This is a genomic window from Lactobacillus sp. Sy-1 (genome assembly GCF_019303535.1).
Classification (GTDB): domain Bacteria; phylum Bacillota; class Bacilli; order Lactobacillales; family Lactobacillaceae; genus Nicoliella.
Genome location: NZ_JACCIU010000002.1, coordinates 215,425 through 232,592, shown reverse-complemented (window position 1 = coordinate 232,592; position 17,168 = coordinate 215,425). Strand labels below are relative to the sequence as shown.

The 17,168-nt window shown below is 39.0% G+C and carries 20 protein-coding genes and 2 riboswitches; of the genes, 6 read left to right on the top strand and 14 right to left on the bottom strand.

What is annotated here, in order from left to right:
- Positions 1–11: 11 nt before the first annotated feature.
- The 4 genes from tenA to HZL42_RS07820 form a co-directional block, all read right to left on the bottom strand.
- Positions 12–683 (bottom strand): thiaminase II, encoded by a 672-nt coding sequence (gene tenA, locus HZL42_RS07835; protein WP_219283100.1) that lies wholly within the window; start codon positions 681–683, stop codon positions 12–14.
- Positions 673–1,965: an acetylornithine deacetylase gene (locus HZL42_RS07830; RefSeq protein WP_219283099.1), complete on the bottom strand. Its 1,293-nt coding sequence runs from the start codon at positions 1,963–1,965 to the stop codon at positions 673–675. The genes tenA and HZL42_RS07830 overlap by 11 nt, the downstream gene beginning before the upstream one ends.
- 82 nt (positions 1,966–2,047) lie before the next feature.
- Positions 2,048–2,144: riboswitch (TPP riboswitch) on the bottom strand.
- 78 nt (positions 2,145–2,222) lie between these two features.
- A complete protein-coding gene (locus HZL42_RS09090) occupies positions 2,223–3,158 on the bottom strand; it encodes a lysylphosphatidylglycerol synthase domain-containing protein (RefSeq protein WP_219283098.1) in 936 nt (311 codons plus the stop codon).
- A gap of 3 nt (positions 3,159–3,161) precedes the next feature.
- Positions 3,162–3,575, bottom strand: a complete 414-nt coding sequence (locus HZL42_RS07820; protein ID WP_219283097.1) for a thioesterase family protein — start codon at positions 3,573–3,575, stop codon at positions 3,162–3,164.
- Positions 3,576–3,676: 101 nt separating this feature from the next.
- Between HZL42_RS07820 and HZL42_RS07815 the strand changes: the two genes are divergently transcribed.
- The gene (locus HZL42_RS07815) at positions 3,677–4,141 is read left to right on the top strand and encodes a hypothetical protein (protein WP_219283096.1); all 465 of its coding nucleotides are present in this window, start codon (positions 3,677–3,679) and stop codon (positions 4,139–4,141) included.
- Between the two features lie 146 nt (positions 4,142–4,287).
- On the opposite strand, the gene HZL42_RS07810 is transcribed toward HZL42_RS07815, so the two are convergent.
- Positions 4,288–4,929 (bottom strand): HAD family hydrolase, encoded by a 642-nt coding sequence (locus HZL42_RS07810; RefSeq protein ID WP_219283095.1) that lies wholly within the window; start codon positions 4,927–4,929, stop codon positions 4,288–4,290.
- A gap of 167 nt (positions 4,930–5,096) precedes the next feature.
- Here HZL42_RS07810 and spxB point away from each other — a divergent pair, with 167 nt between their 5' ends.
- Positions 5,097–6,917, top strand: a complete 1,821-nt coding sequence (gene spxB / locus HZL42_RS07805; protein ID WP_219283094.1) for a pyruvate oxidase — start codon at positions 5,097–5,099, stop codon at positions 6,915–6,917.
- Positions 6,918–6,973: 56 nt separating this feature from the next.
- Here the strand turns inward: spxB and HZL42_RS07800 are convergent, their stop codons facing one another.
- The gene (locus HZL42_RS07800) at positions 6,974–7,915 is read right to left on the bottom strand and encodes a phosphoglycerate dehydrogenase (RefSeq protein ID WP_219283093.1); all 942 of its coding nucleotides are present in this window, start codon (positions 7,913–7,915) and stop codon (positions 6,974–6,976) included.
- A 205-nt stretch (positions 7,916–8,120) separates the two neighbouring features.
- Between HZL42_RS07800 and HZL42_RS07795 the strand changes: the two genes are divergently transcribed.
- Both HZL42_RS07795 and HZL42_RS09025 read left to right on the top strand, forming a co-directional pair.
- Positions 8,121–8,531: a hypothetical protein gene (locus tag HZL42_RS07795; RefSeq protein ID WP_219283092.1), complete on the top strand. Its 411-nt coding sequence runs from the start codon at positions 8,121–8,123 to the stop codon at positions 8,529–8,531.
- A 58-nt stretch (positions 8,532–8,589) separates the two neighbouring features.
- Positions 8,590–8,684, top strand: a riboswitch (TPP riboswitch).
- A 160-nt stretch (positions 8,685–8,844) separates the two neighbouring features.
- The gene (locus tag HZL42_RS09025) at positions 8,845–8,976 is read left to right on the top strand and encodes a hypothetical protein (RefSeq protein WP_255552614.1); all 132 of its coding nucleotides are present in this window, start codon (positions 8,845–8,847) and stop codon (positions 8,974–8,976) included.
- A 57-nt stretch (positions 8,977–9,033) separates the two neighbouring features.
- On the opposite strand, the gene HZL42_RS07790 is transcribed toward HZL42_RS09025, so the two are convergent.
- The 3 genes from HZL42_RS07790 to HZL42_RS07780 all read right to left on the bottom strand — a co-directional run bounded on the left by HZL42_RS07790 (position 9,034) and on the right by HZL42_RS07780 (position 10,720).
- Complete coding sequence (locus tag HZL42_RS07790; protein ID WP_219283091.1) at positions 9,034–9,546, bottom strand: type 1 glutamine amidotransferase domain-containing protein; 513 nt, start codon at positions 9,544–9,546, stop codon at positions 9,034–9,036.
- Between the two features lie 19 nt (positions 9,547–9,565).
- On the bottom strand, positions 9,566–10,228 hold the full coding sequence (locus HZL42_RS07785; protein WP_219283090.1) for a nitroreductase: 663 nt from the start codon (positions 10,226–10,228) through the stop codon (positions 9,566–9,568).
- Positions 10,229–10,342: 114 nt separating this feature from the next.
- Positions 10,343–10,720 (bottom strand): hypothetical protein, encoded by a 378-nt coding sequence (locus tag HZL42_RS07780; RefSeq protein WP_219283089.1) that lies wholly within the window; start codon positions 10,718–10,720, stop codon positions 10,343–10,345.
- 129 nt (positions 10,721–10,849) lie between these two features.
- Here HZL42_RS07780 and HZL42_RS07775 point away from each other — a divergent pair, with 129 nt between their 5' ends.
- Positions 10,850–12,250: an MFS transporter gene (locus HZL42_RS07775; RefSeq protein WP_219283088.1), complete on the top strand. Its 1,401-nt coding sequence runs from the start codon at positions 10,850–10,852 to the stop codon at positions 12,248–12,250.
- A 32-nt stretch (positions 12,251–12,282) separates the two neighbouring features.
- Here the strand turns inward: HZL42_RS07775 and HZL42_RS07770 are convergent, their stop codons facing one another.
- Together HZL42_RS07770 and brnQ are read right to left on the bottom strand one after the other, a co-directional pair.
- Positions 12,283–12,765, bottom strand: coding sequence for a thioredoxin domain-containing protein (locus tag HZL42_RS07770; RefSeq protein ID WP_219283087.1), 483 nt, complete (start codon positions 12,763–12,765; stop codon positions 12,283–12,285).
- Positions 12,766–12,808: 43 nt separating this feature from the next.
- Positions 12,809–14,173 carry a branched-chain amino acid transport system II carrier protein gene (gene brnQ / locus HZL42_RS07765; protein WP_219283086.1) on the bottom strand — a complete coding sequence of 455 codons (1,365 nt, stop codon included), beginning with the start codon at positions 14,171–14,173 and terminating at the stop codon, positions 12,809–12,811.
- Positions 14,174–14,647: 474 nt separating this feature from the next.
- On the opposite strand from brnQ, the gene HZL42_RS07760 reads away from it, so the two are divergent.
- Positions 14,648–15,421, top strand: a complete 774-nt coding sequence (locus HZL42_RS07760; protein WP_255552613.1) for a DUF1003 domain-containing protein — start codon at positions 14,648–14,650, stop codon at positions 15,419–15,421.
- 26 nt (positions 15,422–15,447) lie between these two features.
- Here the strand turns inward: HZL42_RS07760 and HZL42_RS07755 are convergent, their stop codons facing one another.
- The 3 genes from HZL42_RS07755 to HZL42_RS07745 all read right to left on the bottom strand — a co-directional run bounded on the left by HZL42_RS07755 (position 15,448) and on the right by HZL42_RS07745 (position 17,152).
- Positions 15,448–16,092: a class I SAM-dependent methyltransferase gene (locus tag HZL42_RS07755; RefSeq protein WP_219283084.1), complete on the bottom strand. Its 645-nt coding sequence runs from the start codon at positions 16,090–16,092 to the stop codon at positions 15,448–15,450.
- A 10-nt stretch (positions 16,093–16,102) separates the two neighbouring features.
- Positions 16,103–16,534, bottom strand: a complete 432-nt coding sequence (locus HZL42_RS07750; protein ID WP_219283083.1) for a hypothetical protein — start codon at positions 16,532–16,534, stop codon at positions 16,103–16,105.
- A gap of 324 nt (positions 16,535–16,858) precedes the next feature.
- On the bottom strand, positions 16,859–17,152 hold the full coding sequence (locus HZL42_RS07745; RefSeq protein WP_219283082.1) for a helix-turn-helix transcriptional regulator: 294 nt from the start codon (positions 17,150–17,152) through the stop codon (positions 16,859–16,861).
- Positions 17,153–17,168 lie beyond the last annotated feature (16 nt).

Below are 17,168 nucleotides of genomic sequence, written 5' to 3'. Positions count from 1 at the left end.
GCGCCCTTTCTTTATTCAACTATTGGCCAATCGCGATGGTAGTACGCCATATCCCAGAATAAGTATTCATAGCGGGTTGTGTTCAAAAAGATTTTAGTTAATTCAGCTAGTTGGCCCTTTGATTGCCCTTCCGTAACTTGATCCAATAGGCCGATCGTCCAGTTGGTTAGCTCCGTATAGTTATCGTCTGCATACATCGCAACCCACTTTGAATATAGCGGATGGGTGGCAGCGGGTGTATCCACTAGTTGCTTGCCAATTTGGTTGTAGCTCCACATACATGGCAACAGTGCTACTAGGACCTTATCTAGTCCCCCGCTCTGGCCGACCGATAACATGTAATTAGTGTAACTAAGCGTTGTGGGGGTCGGATTAGCGGTTGCTAGTTCCTGCGGACGAATGCCGAATTCCTTAGCATAACTGCGGTGCAGCCCCATTTCAGTATTGAGGGTCTCACTTAACAGCTCCGCAAATTTACCCTCCACCGTTAGGTCATTGGCCTTCAATGCCCCCAGGGCAAACAACTTAGCATAGTCAATTAAATAAACATAGTCTTGGACCATGTAAAATTTAAATTTATTGGTCGCTAACTTACCAGCCGCTAACTCCTTAACAAAGGGATGGTTATGATTGGCCTCCCAAACTGGCTTTAATTCCGTTACTAATTGCTCACTAAATTTCATCGTCAACCTCCTTTTTGGTGTTCAACCACTCGTACATAAATTGAATTAAAACCTTAGTGTATTTAACAAGTTCGTCCACTTGAATCGCCTCATCGACCGAGTGGGCCTCGTCAATCGTTCCAGGGCCATAAATGGCAGCTGGAATCTTAGCATGCCCAAACCATCCCCCATCCGTAACGCTAGGTGAAACATCAACTATTGCTTGATCAGCAGTTACTTGGTAGTGAGCAGCCTTTAATAGTGCAACTGGTTTAGAATCAGCGGCTAAGTCCAGCGCTGGGAAGATTTCACCACGGTCTTCCACCATTGACTTGCCGCCCCACTTATAGATTGGCATGTGATCCTTCAACCATAAATCAGCCTTAGCGACCCGGTTAATATGGTTTTCAACCTCCTTAATTACTTCTTGGTAGTCTTCATTAGGATAGAAATGGACCGTTACCCAGAGTCGACATTCGTCAGCAATAAAAGCTGCATTCCGGCCCCCTTCGATTACCGCTGGATTAATGGTATCTGAACCCGGTGCCACTCCTGGATAACTCTTATTGATTGCCCAGTCACGTTCCAATTCGTTTAACCCGGCAATGACCTTCATCATCTTTTCGATTGCACTAGCACCGCGGAGGTGGCCGCCAGCGTTCATCATCTGCCTTCTAGTTGCGTCATGGAATGTCTGGTCACTCTTAATCGTAATCCAACCAGTAATGACGCCCCCTTGTCCTTGAATGTGAAAATCACTGATGTCCCCAACAATCGCAAAGTCGGCTTTATGGCCCCGTTTGATGGCATCCCAAGTCCCGGCTTCACCACTTTCTTCTCCGATCACAGATTCTAGTTTTAGCATTCCTGGTAGTGCTACTTGGGCTTCGTTCAGTAATTGAATCGCCATTAACATTGCTGCTAATGCCCCCTTCATATCGGCAACGCCCCGTCCAATTGCTAGTCCATCCCGAAGCACCAATTCAAACGGGTTGGAGTGCCACTTTTCATCCGTTTGGATGGCTGCAACGTCCATGTGGCCGTTCAAAATGAGGCTTTGATACTTGCTACTAGCTGCGGATTGCTTGGTCCCAACAACAATTGAGTCGTGAGGATACAAATCCCACTGGTCCACTGTAAAGCCATTTTGGTTTAAAAACTGGCTAACAAATGCTTGCGCTGCATCCGAATTCCGGCCGGGTGGGGCGGGGGTTGGAAACGCCACTAACTTACTAAGGAGCTCTAATAACCGTTCCTTATTATCATCAACACTGTTCACTACTGCTAGAATTTCTGCTTGCATTATCAATGCTCCTTAAGTATCACCATTTAAAAAGGGAACCCTTCCTAATAGAAAGATTCCCTTAATTAGCCTATTTTAGCACCGATTTTAAAGTCAACTTCCTTTCGCTGGTCCTAACCAGATATCAAGTTCAAAGGGTCAAATTAATTCTCAGCCAAATGGCTCCCCTAGTGACAAATTATTATTTAATTAACGTTTTTATTATAGATTAACCTAATTTTGAAAGCAAACTAAAAGAAAGTGGTAACCACCACTTTCTAATTAGCAACCTTAGCATTTTTTCTGGCTAGATACTTAAAAATTAACATTACCATTCCAATTATAAACGGAATGAAGTAGTAACAGATCCGGTAAATCAATGCCCAGATGACAATGATGTCGGTTGAAATGCCGGCTCGTTCCAACCCAAAAGTCAATGCAACTTCAAACGACCCAATTCCACCTGGAATTAATGACATTGCACCAACGATTCCGGCAAACACCAATCCTAAGTAAGCTGCTCGAACATCGAAGTTGATATGCATAAAAAACCCGATGCTAATGAAAAACGCCAGACAACAAACCCATTCTAGTGTCGATCCCACCAAAAGATGGAAGAGATCCCGACGGTTCAACGTATCGTTCTTCGCAATGAACGGAACTAATAAGTAAAGTGGGAACAATAAGCAGACCGTCTTGATCCAAATTGGTTCTGAACCGAACCGTTCTAGGTTTAACAAGATTGCTGCAATGTCATTAACCACCAATCCGGTCATGGTGAACAGAGCGATTTGAGTGACAATTTTAGCAGTCTCTTTATTGTTTTCTTGGACGTTCCCAAATAGGAAAATCCTCAAACTAGCACCCACTAATCCTCCGGAACCACCAATGTTAGTAAACGTATTGATAACGTAACTACTGGTAATTAATTCCGGCATGGAAATCCCCATTTTAACCTTCCGGGTGTAGGTAAAGTCATAGATCATCATTGGGATGATAGAAAGCGCCCCTAAGATTACGAGCGTAACCAAACTACCGGGTGATAGTAAGTGACTGGCTCGCACTAATTTATGCCAAGAAATCTGTTCAAAAATGGAATGAACAGAATAAACAACGAATGCTAATATTAGCACTACGTAAATCCGTTTAATAATGCTTGAATACTTAGAAAACGAATCCGCAATTTTATCAATTATTTTAATTCGGATCACCACTTTCTATTTATCAGCAACTAGTTCCAACAACCGTTCGTAAAAGGCGGGAACTTGTTTTTGAAGATTAATAATTTGACCATCCGCATTTAAAAAGCAATGTTCACTGCTGGCCTTGCAAACAACTTGATCATCAACGGTCATTAAGTATCTTAAAGTCAACCGATGCTTGCTAATTTTTTCAACGTTGGTCTCAATTTTAATCACGTCGGGAAAGGTTGTGGTCCGTTTGTACTCAGCCGTTACCTTCGAAACCGGCGAAATAATCTGATTTTTTTCGAATTGATCATACGCCCAACCAATCTGCTCCAAAAAATCACTCCGTGCCTCTTCCATGAATCGAATATAATTGGTATGGCTAGTAATTTTCATCTTATCAGTTTCATAGTATTGAACCTTATGAAAATATGGATTTACCATTTTAAAAATCCCCTTATCTAAATTATTCCATAGTAATTTTATCATAATCCACCAATTCACTGATATAATAAAAATAAATTATTGGAAAGGAGTCCTTATCCATGAGCAATCAAAAATCAAAATTCAAGGTGGATGCTAACTTTGACGCTATGGATTCAATATCAGCCTCTGAATATATTACTAAAGCACTGGCGCTTATTAACCAGCTGGAGTGGGCCTCTAATCAGGTCGATCAAAACGCATATGACGACTTGAACAACCGTTATAGCGATGGGCCTACCTGCAGCGAACGCTTAAAATTAATTGCTAATCAATTTGATACTGATGACTTTTTATTAAGCATTATTGATCAGCTACGTGACAAGATTAATGATGGCTACAATCGGCAACAATTATACTCAATTACCCTTGGTGATAATGATCAACCACTAAATGATGATCAAATTCAAGACCTAGTGCCCAACCACGAAATTACCCTCCGGAAAGTATCTGGAAAAGATGCTTTGTCAGTCGCAACTAAGGTAAAATCAATGCTAGAGCAATATCATAAATACGAAAAAAGCTGAGACGCGTACGTCTCAGCTTTTATTATGAGTCGGGCCAGGATTGAACTAACATCTTCTCGGAAAAGGACCGAGTGCTCTGCTTGAGCTACCGACTCAAAATATTACTTTTATAATAATATCAAAAGTACCCATCGAATGCAACCAGTTTAGGATAAATAATTTAAAATTGATTCTGGATTTTTAAAATCATACTTTGCATAACCATTCTTTAATTTAGGAGTAATCGTTCCCCAACCCGCAAGCCCAAAGTCAACCTTAGCATTGTGTGCACAACCCTCATCGGTGAAAGCATCCCCTACGTATATGGTTCGGCTGCGATCCACCCCCATTTGATCAATCGCATACAGTAATGGTTCCGGTGCTGGCTTATGGTATGGTAGCAGATCAGAAGTAACAGTGACCCACATTTGTTGCATAAAATCAAAGTGGTCCCTCAAATCCTGAACGTCAGCGTTGCTACCAGAGGTAACAATGCCCAGTGCAACATCTGGGTAATTACTCTTCAAACGTTCAAAAAGGCTTTGGACTCCGGGATATAAAACCGGCCCCTGATCTAATTGCGCTGCGGCAATTGTGTAATCAATTGCCATTTGGTTATTAAAATGCGTAGGAATGTTTAAATAGTCAATTGTCTGACTAGCAGTCAACGGAAAGGTTTCCATTAACTGTTTATCCGTGATATTTGAAATCCCATATTTAGGTGTAATCGTCCTCATAATTGAAACATAGCGCGGAAAACTATCAATTAGCGTCCCGTCAACATCAAAAACAACTGCATCGTAATTCATTATTTTCCCACCCCAGTCAGTATATAATAATATTATTTATTATATCAATATAAGCACGTCCACTACAAATTAATTATAAAAGTGCTTATTACATAATGGATAAATCAAAATGTGGTAAAATTAACGTATATCAAATTTATGTAACATAATTACAGGAGGTTTGCTCAATGGAAAATCAAAAAACGATCAAGGCAAGTGTAGCCCTCTTGAAAGTCCTCGAATCATGGGGAGTTAAAGACGTCTATGGTTACCCTGGTGGCTCAATTAACTCACTTTTAGATGGGTTACAAATTGAACAAAAAAATATTAACTTCATTCAAGTTCGACATGAACAAGTTGCGGCACTAACTGCAGCTGCTCATGCTAAATTAACTGGTAAAATTGGCGTTGCTTTTGGTTCAGCTGGTCCTGGGGCCGTTAACCTGCTTAATGGTCTTTACGATGCCAAGGCAGACCATGCCCCTGTATTAGCATTAGTTGGTCAAGTTCCAAGCACTAACATGAACTACGACTACTTCCAAGAAATGCCAGAAACCCCTATTTTTAGAGATGTGGCTTGTTATGATCGAATCGTAATGACCCCTGAAAGTTTGCCACACGTTGTTGACGAAGCAATTAAGGCTGCTTATAAGAACAAGGGGGTTGCCGTAGTAGTAATTCCAAATAACTTCGGATACGAACAAATCCCAGAAAAGAAGTACACCACAGCAGCTCTCACTGATGTTAAGCAAACTCCTCAACCAGAAGCAACTGATTCAGAAGTTGATAAGTTCTTGACCCTAGTTAAATCTGCCAAACGACCAGTATTCCACGTTGGTCGGGGAATCAAAGATGGTGGTGAAAAGTTAGTTGAATTATCAAAGAAGCTTCAAATTCCAATCATCATTGATGGACTAGCTAGTGGCCTTGTTCCTACTGAATACGAAGGGTTCCTAGGAACTGCTAACCGGGCAGCTTCAAAAGCCGCTGACGAAATCATGTCGGTAGCTGACTTAGTGATTGCAATTGGTGGGGACTTCCCATTTGCCAACACCTACTACGCTAGTCACCCATTCACCTACGTTCAAGTAGATAACGATAAAAGCATGCTCGGTCGCCACCACACCCTCGACTTAGGGATTTGGTCTGATGCTACTCAATTTGTTGAAAAAGCAGTTGAACGCAGTACTAAGGTTTCCGAAACTAACTACTTTAAGGCTGCCGTTGCTGACATGCAAAACTGGAAGGAATACCTCGAATTAATGAAAAATTCGGAAGCAACCCCATTGTTGCCTGGTCAAATGTACAAGGCCATTAATGAAGTTGCTGAAGATAACGCCTCATTCTCAATTGATGTTGGTGATAACATCATTAATTCATTTAGATACCTTGACCTTTCAAAGCAAAATAAGTGGGTCATTTCAGCTCTCTTTGCAACCATGGGAAGCGGCTTACCAGGTGCTATGGCAGCTAAGCGTGAATTTAAAGATCGGCAAACTTGGAACATCACTGGTGACGGTGCCCAGGCAATGGTACTACAAGATCTTGCTACAATTGTTAAGTATAAAATTCCGGTTATTAATGTGGTTACATCTAATAATGACCTCAGCTTTATTGAAGGAGAACAAGAAGATGCGCCAATGCAAATCTTTGGTTTAGACTTACAACCAATTGATTTCGCTAAGGTTGCGGAAGGATTTGGAATTGATTCAATTACCGTATCTAAGGTAGCTGAATTAAAGCCTGCCTTTGAAAAGGCGAATGCTGCTGTTAAGGCCGGCAAACCATTCCTAGTGGATGTTAAAATTGGTAACCAACGGGGGCTTCCGGTTGAAGATCTTCAACTAAGCATCGTCAATGGTAAATTAGATGAATCAGTGAGTCCTAACTACCTTAACGATAAGCGTGAAAACGTTCACTATACACCAAAGGAACTATTTAAGCGTTATAATGGCGAAAACCTAAAAACGCTTCCTGAATTCTTTGAAGAAAATAATGTTGAACTTTAATTAAAACCAATGCTAAAAGAGTAGTTCTGAAAATATTCAGAACTACTCTTTTTAGTTTATTTAACTTCATTTACTGGTGTGTTTGGTTTCTTGCCATCAAATACATTTAAAATGTTATTTAATGCCGCATGTGCCATCTCATTCCAAGCTTCAACTGAATTACCACTACAATGAGGGGTAATAAAGACGTTGTCTAACTTGCGAATGGGACTATCCATTGGTAATGGTTCTTTATCAAACACATCCAATGCAGCCCCTGCAATGTGGTGGTTCTTAAGTGCATCCACCATATCAGCTTCATTAGTTAATGGTCCCCGGCCTAAGTTAACTAAGTATGCGGAATCCTTCATCATATCGAATTCTCTTTTAGCAACGCTGCCAATCGTTCCTTTAACTGCAGGAAGGTGAAGGGAAACAAAATCAGATTCTTTAAAGAGTTCGTCCCAAGAAACCATCTTACCGTATTTCGTTTCCCGAGGAGTTCGATTATAAATCAAAACATTCATCCCAAAGCCAGCTGCCATCTTCGCAACCTGTTGACCGATGTGCCCATAACCAACGATTCCAAGCGTTTTTCCGCTGATTTGAGTAGCCATCTGCTTTTCACCATAAGTACTATCACCTTCACGCATTTTGGTAGAGATCGTAAATAAATGCTTGGATAGAATTAACATGTAAGCAATTGCATTTTCAGCCACTTCAACTGCATTTCCACCGGGCGTATTGGAAACCCATACTCCGTTTTCAGCAGCCACATTAGCATCAACATTATCATAACCAACCCCTTGACGTGCTAGAACTTTCAGATTGGGCATCTGAGCAAACATTGAATCTGGGAATGGTTCAGCCATTAAGATAATCCCGTCAACGTCACTAGCGTGGTTTAAAATCAACTGGGCATCTTGATTATCCAGTACAACTGGTTCAATTCCATGATCTTTGATTTCTTGACCCACAAACCGTTCAATTGCGGGGGTAATTAAAATTTTCTTAGTCATTAATATCATCCTTTCATATATTTAAAGTATAATCAGCAATTAAATAAAAGTACAGTAATAATGTTAATCAATAATCAACCACATTTTGAATTAGACCGGACCAATTTTGAATATAAACCGTTTTAATGTTTGAAATTTAAATTTGAATGCGCTATACTGGATGAATAATTTAATCGTACATAGAAATTTAAAGGAGGAAAATATTATGAGTAAGTACACAGAATTAAAAACAAATGCATTTAACCAGACTCGCCCAAGCCAATATATTAATGAAGCATTAGCCTTCGTCAACTACTTCCAAGAAGATCATAATGGTGTATTAAGTAACGACTACGCGGCTGATATTAATAACCACTACCCTACTGCCAAACGCCTAGTGACATTGTTTAACCAAATTAACGTTTCCCTTAAGTTTAAGGAAACTGATTCCAATGCGCTTTATAAGGTCGTGCTAGATGGTAGCATTGATCCAGTTGGGATTGATTCAATTACTAAGGACGATCTTCAAAACATCCATATCGTACCAGTTAGCAAGCATGATAAGGAAATCATCTTCTCTATCATTGATACGATGGTTGAAGAATACCTAGATGAAACTGATTCGGTTCATCTATAAAATTAAAAAGTATCTTGATATTTGTATCATTTAATAATAGTATTAGACCGTAAATTAAATACGTGGTCTGGGGCGCTGATTAAATTCGGCTGAGAAGCACTCATGAAACCTGATGCAGTTAGTACTGCCGAAGGGAGACCGAGTAGTCATTTTCTACACTATTAATTGTGTTGGATATTATTTTGATTGTTAATAAAAGACTAAGGACCGCAAACTATTAAGGGATAGGAGCGGTCCTTTTTAGTTGAATAAAATAATATTTCTAATCTTTTCGTTGGCTAAACACAATTAATTATGTAGGGAGTTTGATAAAATGTCATTTTCACAAACGTTAATCAAGGCTGCACAACCATTTCTAGAATCAATTAAGAAGTGTGACTTCATTCAGGGAGTATTAAATAATGATCTCGATTCAAAAGCACTAGTCTTCTATGTCTCTCAATAACTAAAAAATGACTGCCCAGAATAAAATCTGGTCAGTCATTTTAATTGTTTTAAAGAATTACTTCAAAGCGTCAACGATTGCCTTGTTAAAGTAATCCAAGTCGTCTGGTGTCCGACTAGTAATTAAGTTGTGTTTTTCATCAACTACCACTGGTTCATCCTTAACGTTACCACCAGCATAGTATAAGTCAGGCATAACAGTTAGGTATGCAGTAAGGGTTAGTTCGCTTACTAATCCTGTTTGGATAAATAATTGAGGACCGTGGCAAATTGCAAATACAGGCTTACCACTTAGTAAGAATTCCTTAGCGAACTTAACGTAACGGTCATCTGCACGAAGTTGGTCAGGTGAAAAACCACCAGGAACTAATAATGCATCGTAATCTTCAAGCTTAGCATCGTCAATTGACTTATTAACAGTTTGCTTATCGCCATGTTTACCTTCGATGGTTCCATTAGCTTCATTTTCAATGATATCAACTTGGTTACCAGCATCTTCTAAGGCTTTCTTAGGTGATGTTAACTCAACATCTTCATACATACTTGTAACAATTGCAGCAACTTTACTCATAATTAAATCCTCCTAAATATTATTTAATAATTTTTAGTACCTGATCTAAATCCATTCGTGGAGCGTTAATTCGGTTAATCGGTGCATCTTCATCAGCGTGGCCTAAGCCAATCCCAATAATGAATTCACGATCCGCACTAACGTTTAACGTCTCCCTAAGCCGATCTGGATATTTGATAAATTCAAAGGCTGGAATGGAATCAACTCCGATGGACTGAGCAGCCACCATAATGGCCTCACCAAACGCGCCCAGGTCGTATAGCGACCAAGGAGTGTAATCCTTAGGCAACGTTAAATATGCAACTGCGGGAGCGTTAAATAATCTTGCAGACTGGCTTCCCTTCATCTGAGTCCATTGTTCAGCACCAAAGATTTGGGGACCAGTAGCACCACGGGTAGTCATATTGAACTGGGATTCGGAATCCCATTCTGATATTGGAACGAACGGAACATCAGAATTAGTGTGGATACCAGGATCCGCATTAAGCTGCTGATGAACAGCACGCATCCGATTCAGTTTGTCGCCAGTAGCAATCACAACTCGCCCAGGTTGAGAATCAATCCAAGAAGGTGCTTTTTGAGCCATTTTAATAATGGACCGGAACTCCTCATCACTCACCGGAGTGTCTTTAAACGCTCTAATTGCACGGCGGTTTAAAATTGCATGTTTTGCATTAACCATTTCCATCCTCCCTTCTGAATTATCAACTTAAAAGTAACACAATCTTCATACAGATTCAAAGTATTTGCTTACTTTCATAAAGATTCTACTACATCGATTCAATTTGAGTTATTCCTATTGATAATAACGTAACGTTAACGAACCATCATTTTCCTTAAATCCAATCTGATCGTAAACACCCAGCATGGTTTCATCAAAAGGAATTCCAATTCGCGCAATTTCACAATTAAAGAAGCGGCTCCCGGCCTCTAAGACTCGGTAAACTAGCTGTTCTAGCTTTACCGGAGCACTGAATCGTACCCGGTCAAACGTTAAATCACCGTCTAATTCATAAATGCGAACGTATGCAATCATCTTATCATCTTTGAGCGCCCATCCATGGTATGCTTTTCGATCAGCTGGATTATTCCCATTCACGGAAATAAATTGTTGGATGGCGTGGTTTTCGGATAAAGTCAATTCACTAAATGGTTTTAAATCCCATTGAATCAAAAGCAATCACTCCTGTCATTTAACTATATAATATAATATTTTAGCTAAAAATAAAAATTAGTTTTAATTTCAATGCTTTTTTAGATATGATAGTAGTTGGTTTGATTTACATACGGAAAGGATTTTTACATGAACCATAAAACACTTTTTACAATTTTAGCAGTTGCCATCGTTTCATTCCTGGGAACTGTTGATATGAGCATCGTTAATACTGCCCTCCCCCAAATTTCAAAGGACCTAGCCATCCCAATGAATCAGGCGGAGTGGATCTCATCGGCATACTTAATCTTAATCTGTATGTCATTGATCCTATTTGGTAAACTCGCCGATCAAACAAGCAAGGTCGCTATCTTCCAAGCCGGGACGTTCATCTTCACAGTTAGCTCCCTGCTTTGCGGAATTAGCACTAGTCTCCCGATTCTTCTCGTTTCCCGGGGATTACAAGGGATTGGCGCCTCAATGACGATGGCCACTAACCTTGGTATTATTACTGAATCCGTTGCGTTCTCATTACGTGGCCGTGCATTAGGAATTAACACCACCATTGGACAACTTGGTTACATCGCGGGTCCCGCGGTAGCCGGGTTCATCTTGTCAGTCACTAATTGGAACTGGATCTTCCTATTTAACGTTCCAATTGGAATTGCCGCATTCCTATTTGGGCACTTTGTTTACCCCAAAAAGAAGTGGCAAAAGCAGAAAATTAAAATTGATTGGTGGGGCTTTGTAACCCTTGCCGCCGCAATCTTGGGCTTCTTCTTAAGTATTTTCATTGGCCAAGAGGTGGGATTCCAAAATCCATTCATCATCGGTGGGTTTTTCGTTACCCTAATCTTAGTGATTGCTTTCATTATGATTGAAAATCGGGTTACAGAACCCATCTTAGACCTAAAGCTATTTAAGAATACCGGTTTTACCATTAGCATTATTTCGTTAATGTTTATGTACATCATCATCTATTTCAATAACGTCTTATTACCGTTCTACATTCAAAATACCCTTAAGTTCTCACCTTCCCAAATGGGACTAATCATGAGCGTTTTACCAGTTACCAATGTCTTTACGGCCTACCTTGGGGGCGTTTTATGTGATAAATATGGTGCCGTCCATATGTCGTACCGAGCTTCCATTATTTTTGTGGTTGCCGAAGTTATTTTTGCAATTATTCAACCCAGCTGGTCAATTGCCATCCTATTCGTTGGATTCGTGGTGTTCGCAACTGCTAACGGCCTGTTTCAAAACAACCCAATGGTAATGGGCCACGCCAGTAAGGAGCAACAAGGAGTCGCTGGCTCTATCTTGGCCCTTAGCAGAAACATCGGATTTGCCGTAGGATTATCGTTAGCAACATCCGTACTCTACACCGGGATGAGTATCAAGGCCAATCGGACAATTACGACCTATCCGTTTGGGCACGACGACTGGTTTGTATTTGGAATGCACTTTACCTATTGGATTGCCGCACTAATCATGGCAAGCGTTACCGCAATGCTATGGTGGCTGCTTCGTAATAACCCAAATGAAAAGTAAAAAGCTGTGGATAAAAATCCACAGCTTTTTTATTAATCTGGAAGTGTAAAGTTACTATCAGCATGGCCTTCGCCATCATATATAATAGTAGGAACACTTGGCACTTCGATTGATTCGATATTCGATTTAACAGCTGCCAAGAACTCTGTGTCGTTAACTTTTTGAATGTCAAAGTGACTGGTCAAAAATGCTTCCGCTTCGTCCTTTGGCAACCGATGCCATTCTGGTTGAATGTCAAATGCCTTCTTCACAAAGTCAATTGCCTGTTCTGGATTCGAATAATCAATGTATTCATGAGCTAAATTCCCATCTTGTAAATCTAACTTATCCTTATCTAGAAACTTAAAGTGGGCAAGCAACTTGCCGGACTTAACTTCCGATTGTAATTGATCAAAGTTATTTTCATACCATTTTCTACAGAATGGACACGCCATATTAGTAATTACAGTAACTTCGTGGGGGGCGTTTACATCCCCGAATGTTAAAGTATTTTTATCTGATAGATCTAAACTCATATTTTCAACTCCAATTCATAAGTTTGTCTCTATCCTAACATAATTAAGACTTTTCTGGCGCTTTAACGCCTGATAATTGTACGTAGAGGATACTTAAAATTAAACCAGTTGCAAGGAATGGAATGAAATCTAATCCTTCATTATAGAGTGGAATCGTATTCAATGCCCAAGAGTTAATTGATTGCATCATTGAGAACTTAGCGAAGAATGGTGGTAGATTATGAATGAAGTCTAAAACTGCTGGAATCATGGTGAAAGCAATTGTAATTCTGTAAATAATTTTGTTCTTGTTGATCCACTTATTCAGTAACCCTAAAAGAATAATTGCAATTGCAATGGGGTAGATAAAGTTTAGTAGTGGGGATGAGTAAAGAATAATCTGTTCCAAACCAAAGTTAGCAATGATAAATGATCCGATTGTAGCAATGGTTAAGAAGAACCGGTAGCCAAGCTTAGGAAAGCGATCTCCCCAATCTTGAGCGAGGGAAGTAATCAAACCAATTTCAGTTGTAATACATGCTAGGAAAGTAAGTGCGGATAAGATTCCGGCCCCTGCTAGTCCAGTATAGTGCGTCATGATTTGGGTAAATGCAGTTCCACCATCTGCTGATGGTTTTAAGTATGACAAACTAGTTGCCCCTAATGCAATTAAAAAGATGTAAATGAGTCCTTCAAAGCCCATTGTTAAGGCTCCCACCTTAGCAACTGCTCTGGAGCGTTGTAACTTATCCTTTAGCCCAAATTGTTTAAGGGCTGCGATAATGGTAACCCCAAATCCAAGTCCAGCAACGGCATCCATTGTGTTATATCCCTGTAGGAATCCATTAATCATACTTGATGATGCGTCATTCTTAGTTGGTAACAAGTTAATGTGGCTTAAGTCACCCTTGATGAAAAACGCTAGGATAAAGATGAAAATCAAAATAATAACAAAAATGGGGTTTAAAATTTTTCCAACGTATTCAGTAATTTTAGTTTGGTTATAAGCTAAAATGTAGGCTAATCCAAAGAAGAAGATTGAAAAGATGAATAGCGCAATGTGCGAATCAGCCTTTGGCATAAATGGTTGAACCCCCATTGAGAAGGTAACCGTTGCCGTTCTAGGAGATGCAATTAAAACCCCTAATGATAAATGAACGATTGCCAAGAATATTAACGCAAAATAGTGACCAACCGGTTTTCCTAAATCATACAAACTGTTACTTTCTGTGTAACTAATTGCCAAGATTGATAGTAGTGGTAAAACAATTGCTGAAATTAAAAAGCCAGCTGCAGCTGGGAGCCAACTGCTACTACTCACCTGGCCTAGGTGAATCGGGAATATTAGATTTCCGGCCCCGAAAAACAATCCAAAAAGTAGTGATGCTAAAATGAGATATTGCTTTGAGCTTAACTTACCTGTACTCATAATGAATTTCCTCCTTGTAGTTAACAAATCAAATTACCAACAAAAAAACGCCCTTAGTAAGTATTTACTAAGGACGTCGAGACGTGGTACCACCTATATTCCCCACTACTTCACAGTAGTAGGCTCCAAAAGTACTGCCCTCCTATAAAAGAATGGCAAGACTTCATTGCTGTAATGGGCGCACTCCCAATAACCACTAACTGAATTCATGGTTATGACTTGTGGATTACTTTCACGATTTTCATAAATCCCCTCTCGCACTAAACAGGGTTCACTTAATTTTATCCAATCGATACTCTTCCACGCACTGTCTTTTAATCGGTTTTTAATTTATAAACTAATTATATTTAAATTAAACAAAAAGTCAACTCTAAATTTTAAATCAATCCTAAATATTTGTTATAAAAAGTAATTTGATATGTGTTACAATGGTGTTAATTTAATAAAATTAGGTGAATGAAAATGGAAAATAATATGCGAAATTGCTTAGTTGACCATAAGGAATACTTAAAAACGGAGGGTCGACTACTAAAGGATTTAGATACGACCATTTTTGGTCATATTAAGCACGATTATGCTAAAGCAGGTGAGAATGATTTTATTTGTAATCAACACCTATTAAAGTACCAAGTCGAAATGGTTGATCAATTAATTCGTGATGATGAACACCGGAATCAAAAGATTGATCGGAAATTAACCAAGACCATTCGTGATAATGACTACCAAATTAAAGATATTAATGACGCATTAAATTCATCAGAAACATTCGGTCAAAGAATTGCTGACCAAGTAGCGAGATTTGGAGGAAGTTGGGGCTTTATCCTTGCTTTCATCGTCTTCTTACTTTCGTGGATGACCATTAATGTTCTCCACTTGTTCGGTGCTCATTTTGATCCATATCCATTTATTCTGCTGAACCTTGCGTTAAGTTGTATTTCTGCGGTTCAGGCACCCATTATTATGATGAGTCAAAATCGTTCTAGCCATCGCGATCGGTTGGGTGCTGATAATGATTACCACGTTAATATTAAATCTGAAAATGAACTTAGAATCATGCATGCTAAACTAGATCAGCTTAACCAAAACCAAATTCCCCATAGTTTTGAAATTGAAAAACTACAATTAGAAATTCTGGGTGAAATCAGAAACGAGCTGGACATTATTCATAATGAACGGGTTCAGATTCTAAACGAAGAAAAGCAACAAAATGATCTTTTAAGAAAAAGTACCAGCGAATCCAAAAAATAAAAGGGCCCATGGGCCCTTTTATTTTTTTACCACTTTTGGCCCAGAATCGTATAAGTTGGGCACCATGGCCCTGACCACCAACCTCTGGATCCATTATTTTCAATCTGAATATCTGTAAATCCAGCTCGCTTTAAAAACGAACGAAACTGACCACCATCTAACCCCCGTTCAAACAGGAGAATATGGCCCTTTTGATTAACCACCCTGGCAGCTTCTTGAAGCGCCTTTACCTTTTTAATCCGGGGCCGAATATCATGAAGGGTATTAATGACAATCACGTAATCAAAAGCATTATTTTCATACGGAAGTACGTCAAAACTATTCGCAACAACTTTAACTGAATTAGCTTGCTTTAAGTTATCAATTATTTTAGTGGAGATTGAATTAGAATGGGCATTAATAATCAAGATTGCACCGTTAGCTGGAAGCTTTAATGAATTAATTCCCTTTGTCACAATTTCCTTAAAGCCCAACCAAAAAGTGTTTAAATAAAAAAGGGCGCTAACTAAAAACCCTAGGCTTAATAAGAGGATTAATAAGCTATCATTTGCAATGTAAAAGCCAACTAGTGCAAATACAAACAGCACTAAAGGTGGGGTCGGCAATTGGAAATTTAATGATATCGAAAAACGGTGCTTTTGCCGTCTTTGTTTTCGGCTATTAGTAGTCATTCTAAAACTCCTATAAAAGCTTATCGTTCGCCATTACATAGTGATGGATCCAGTCTAATCCATCAACCATTTGCAGAATTCCTTTAACAATTCCCTCTTCACTAAACTGGTTTACGTACTTCGTAGCATCATTTAACTCCCCAACTTCAATTCCAAACTCACTGCTAAGGGTATCTTTAGCAAAGGTCATTTTTGCAACATCATTTGCTAGTTTTTGAAAATTAATGGAATTTAAATATGTAACTTCCTTGAACGTAAATACGCTTTCGTCTTCCTCATCGCTACCAATATAAATTGTACAACCAGCCACTTCGGCTTTAAAGTGAGGCATATTAAGGTCGAACGTATCCATTGATCCGTCTGTAATTCTAACCAACCCATTAATTTCGTTACTATCATTAAGCATCGCTTTAATTCGGTTCAGGTCAAAGTCAATCTTCATTTATAAATTCCCCCTATTTGATACCACTATAATATCATGCTTTTAATATAAAATCAGAAAAAAAAGACCACTTAAAAGCGGTCTTTTTACTAAAATTTTAAATTGTGGTATAATGATACCTGCTTGGTTTGTCGTAAATAACTAATCATTTTGTAGAAAACTGAAAAATATTTAATTATTGCCCCCAAAAGCATTTAAATTGATTTCGAACGGCAAGATTAAGCAACCTCTAACTAATTACCATTGCCCTGGTAATTAGTTTTTTTAGCTATTAAATCATCATAGTTATATATAACCATACTTTGATATATTTTTCAAGCAAAATCAATTAATTTGTTCTTCAATATGATTATGAAGGACCTGTAGTAACTCTTTAACGTGAGAATCGGTTAACTGATAAACCTTTTCCTTTCCATTTTGCTGACTGGTAATTAGCTGAGCATCAAATAGAATGCGTAGATGCCTTGAAACTGCAGGCTGGGAAATGTTCACTTGATTAACTAGGTTAGTAACGTTACTCTTGCCCTTTTCAGATAGATAATACAAAATCTGAATTCTTACAGGATGGTTTAAAGCCCGAATAATCCGATATAACTTCTGATTATAGTCGTTATCCATCTTAGAACCTTCTTTC

What these genes read in the sequence shown, in the direction of transcription:
- HZL42_RS07755 (WP_219283084.1), bottom strand. Translation starts at nt 16,092, where the DNA reads ATGACTACTAATAGCCGAAAACAAAGACGGCAAAAGCACCGTTTTTCG.
- tenA (WP_219283100.1), bottom strand. Translation starts at nt 683, where the DNA reads ATGAAATTTAGTGAGCAATTAGTAACGGAATTAAAGCCAGTTTGGGAG.
- HZL42_RS07800 (WP_219283093.1), bottom strand. Translation starts at nt 7,915, where the DNA reads ATGACTAAGAAAATTTTAATTACCCCCGCAATTGAACGGTTTGTGGGT.
- HZL42_RS07820 (WP_219283097.1), bottom strand. Translation starts at nt 3,575, where the DNA reads ATGGTAAATCCATATTTTCATAAGGTTCAATACTATGAAACTGATAAG.
- HZL42_RS07795 (WP_219283092.1), top strand. Translation starts at nt 8,121, where the DNA reads ATGAGTAAGTACACAGAATTAAAAACAAATGCATTTAACCAGACTCGC.
- HZL42_RS07830 (WP_219283099.1), bottom strand. Translation starts at nt 1,965, where the DNA reads ATGCAAGCAGAAATTCTAGCAGTAGTGAACAGTGTTGATGATAATAAG.
- HZL42_RS07815 (WP_219283096.1), top strand. Translation starts at nt 3,677, where the DNA reads ATGAGCAATCAAAAATCAAAATTCAAGGTGGATGCTAACTTTGACGCT.
- HZL42_RS07785 (WP_219283090.1), bottom strand. Translation starts at nt 10,228, where the DNA reads ATGGTTAATGCAAAACATGCAATTTTAAACCGCCGTGCAATTAGAGCG.
- HZL42_RS09025 (WP_255552614.1), top strand. Translation starts at nt 8,845, where the DNA reads ATGTCATTTTCACAAACGTTAATCAAGGCTGCACAACCATTTCTAGAA.
- HZL42_RS07770 (WP_219283087.1), bottom strand. Translation starts at nt 12,765, where the DNA reads ATGAGTTTAGATCTATCAGATAAAAATACTTTAACATTCGGGGATGTA.
- brnQ (WP_219283086.1), bottom strand. Translation starts at nt 14,173, where the DNA reads ATGAGTACAGGTAAGTTAAGCTCAAAGCAATATCTCATTTTAGCATCA.
- HZL42_RS07745 (WP_219283082.1), bottom strand. Translation starts at nt 17,152, where the DNA reads ATGGATAACGACTATAATCAGAAGTTATATCGGATTATTCGGGCTTTA.
- HZL42_RS07810 (WP_219283095.1), bottom strand. Translation starts at nt 4,929, where the DNA reads ATGAATTACGATGCAGTTGTTTTTGATGTTGACGGGACGCTAATTGAT.
- HZL42_RS07790 (WP_219283091.1), bottom strand. Translation starts at nt 9,546, where the DNA reads ATGAGTAAAGTTGCTGCAATTGTTACAAGTATGTATGAAGATGTTGAG.
- HZL42_RS07760 (WP_255552613.1), top strand. Translation starts at nt 14,648, where the DNA reads ATGCGAAATTGCTTAGTTGACCATAAGGAATACTTAAAAACGGAGGGT.
- spxB (WP_219283094.1), top strand. Translation starts at nt 5,097, where the DNA reads ATGGAAAATCAAAAAACGATCAAGGCAAGTGTAGCCCTCTTGAAAGTC.
- HZL42_RS07775 (WP_219283088.1), top strand. Translation starts at nt 10,850, where the DNA reads ATGAACCATAAAACACTTTTTACAATTTTAGCAGTTGCCATCGTTTCA.
- HZL42_RS07750 (WP_219283083.1), bottom strand. Translation starts at nt 16,534, where the DNA reads ATGAAGATTGACTTTGACCTGAACCGAATTAAAGCGATGCTTAATGAT.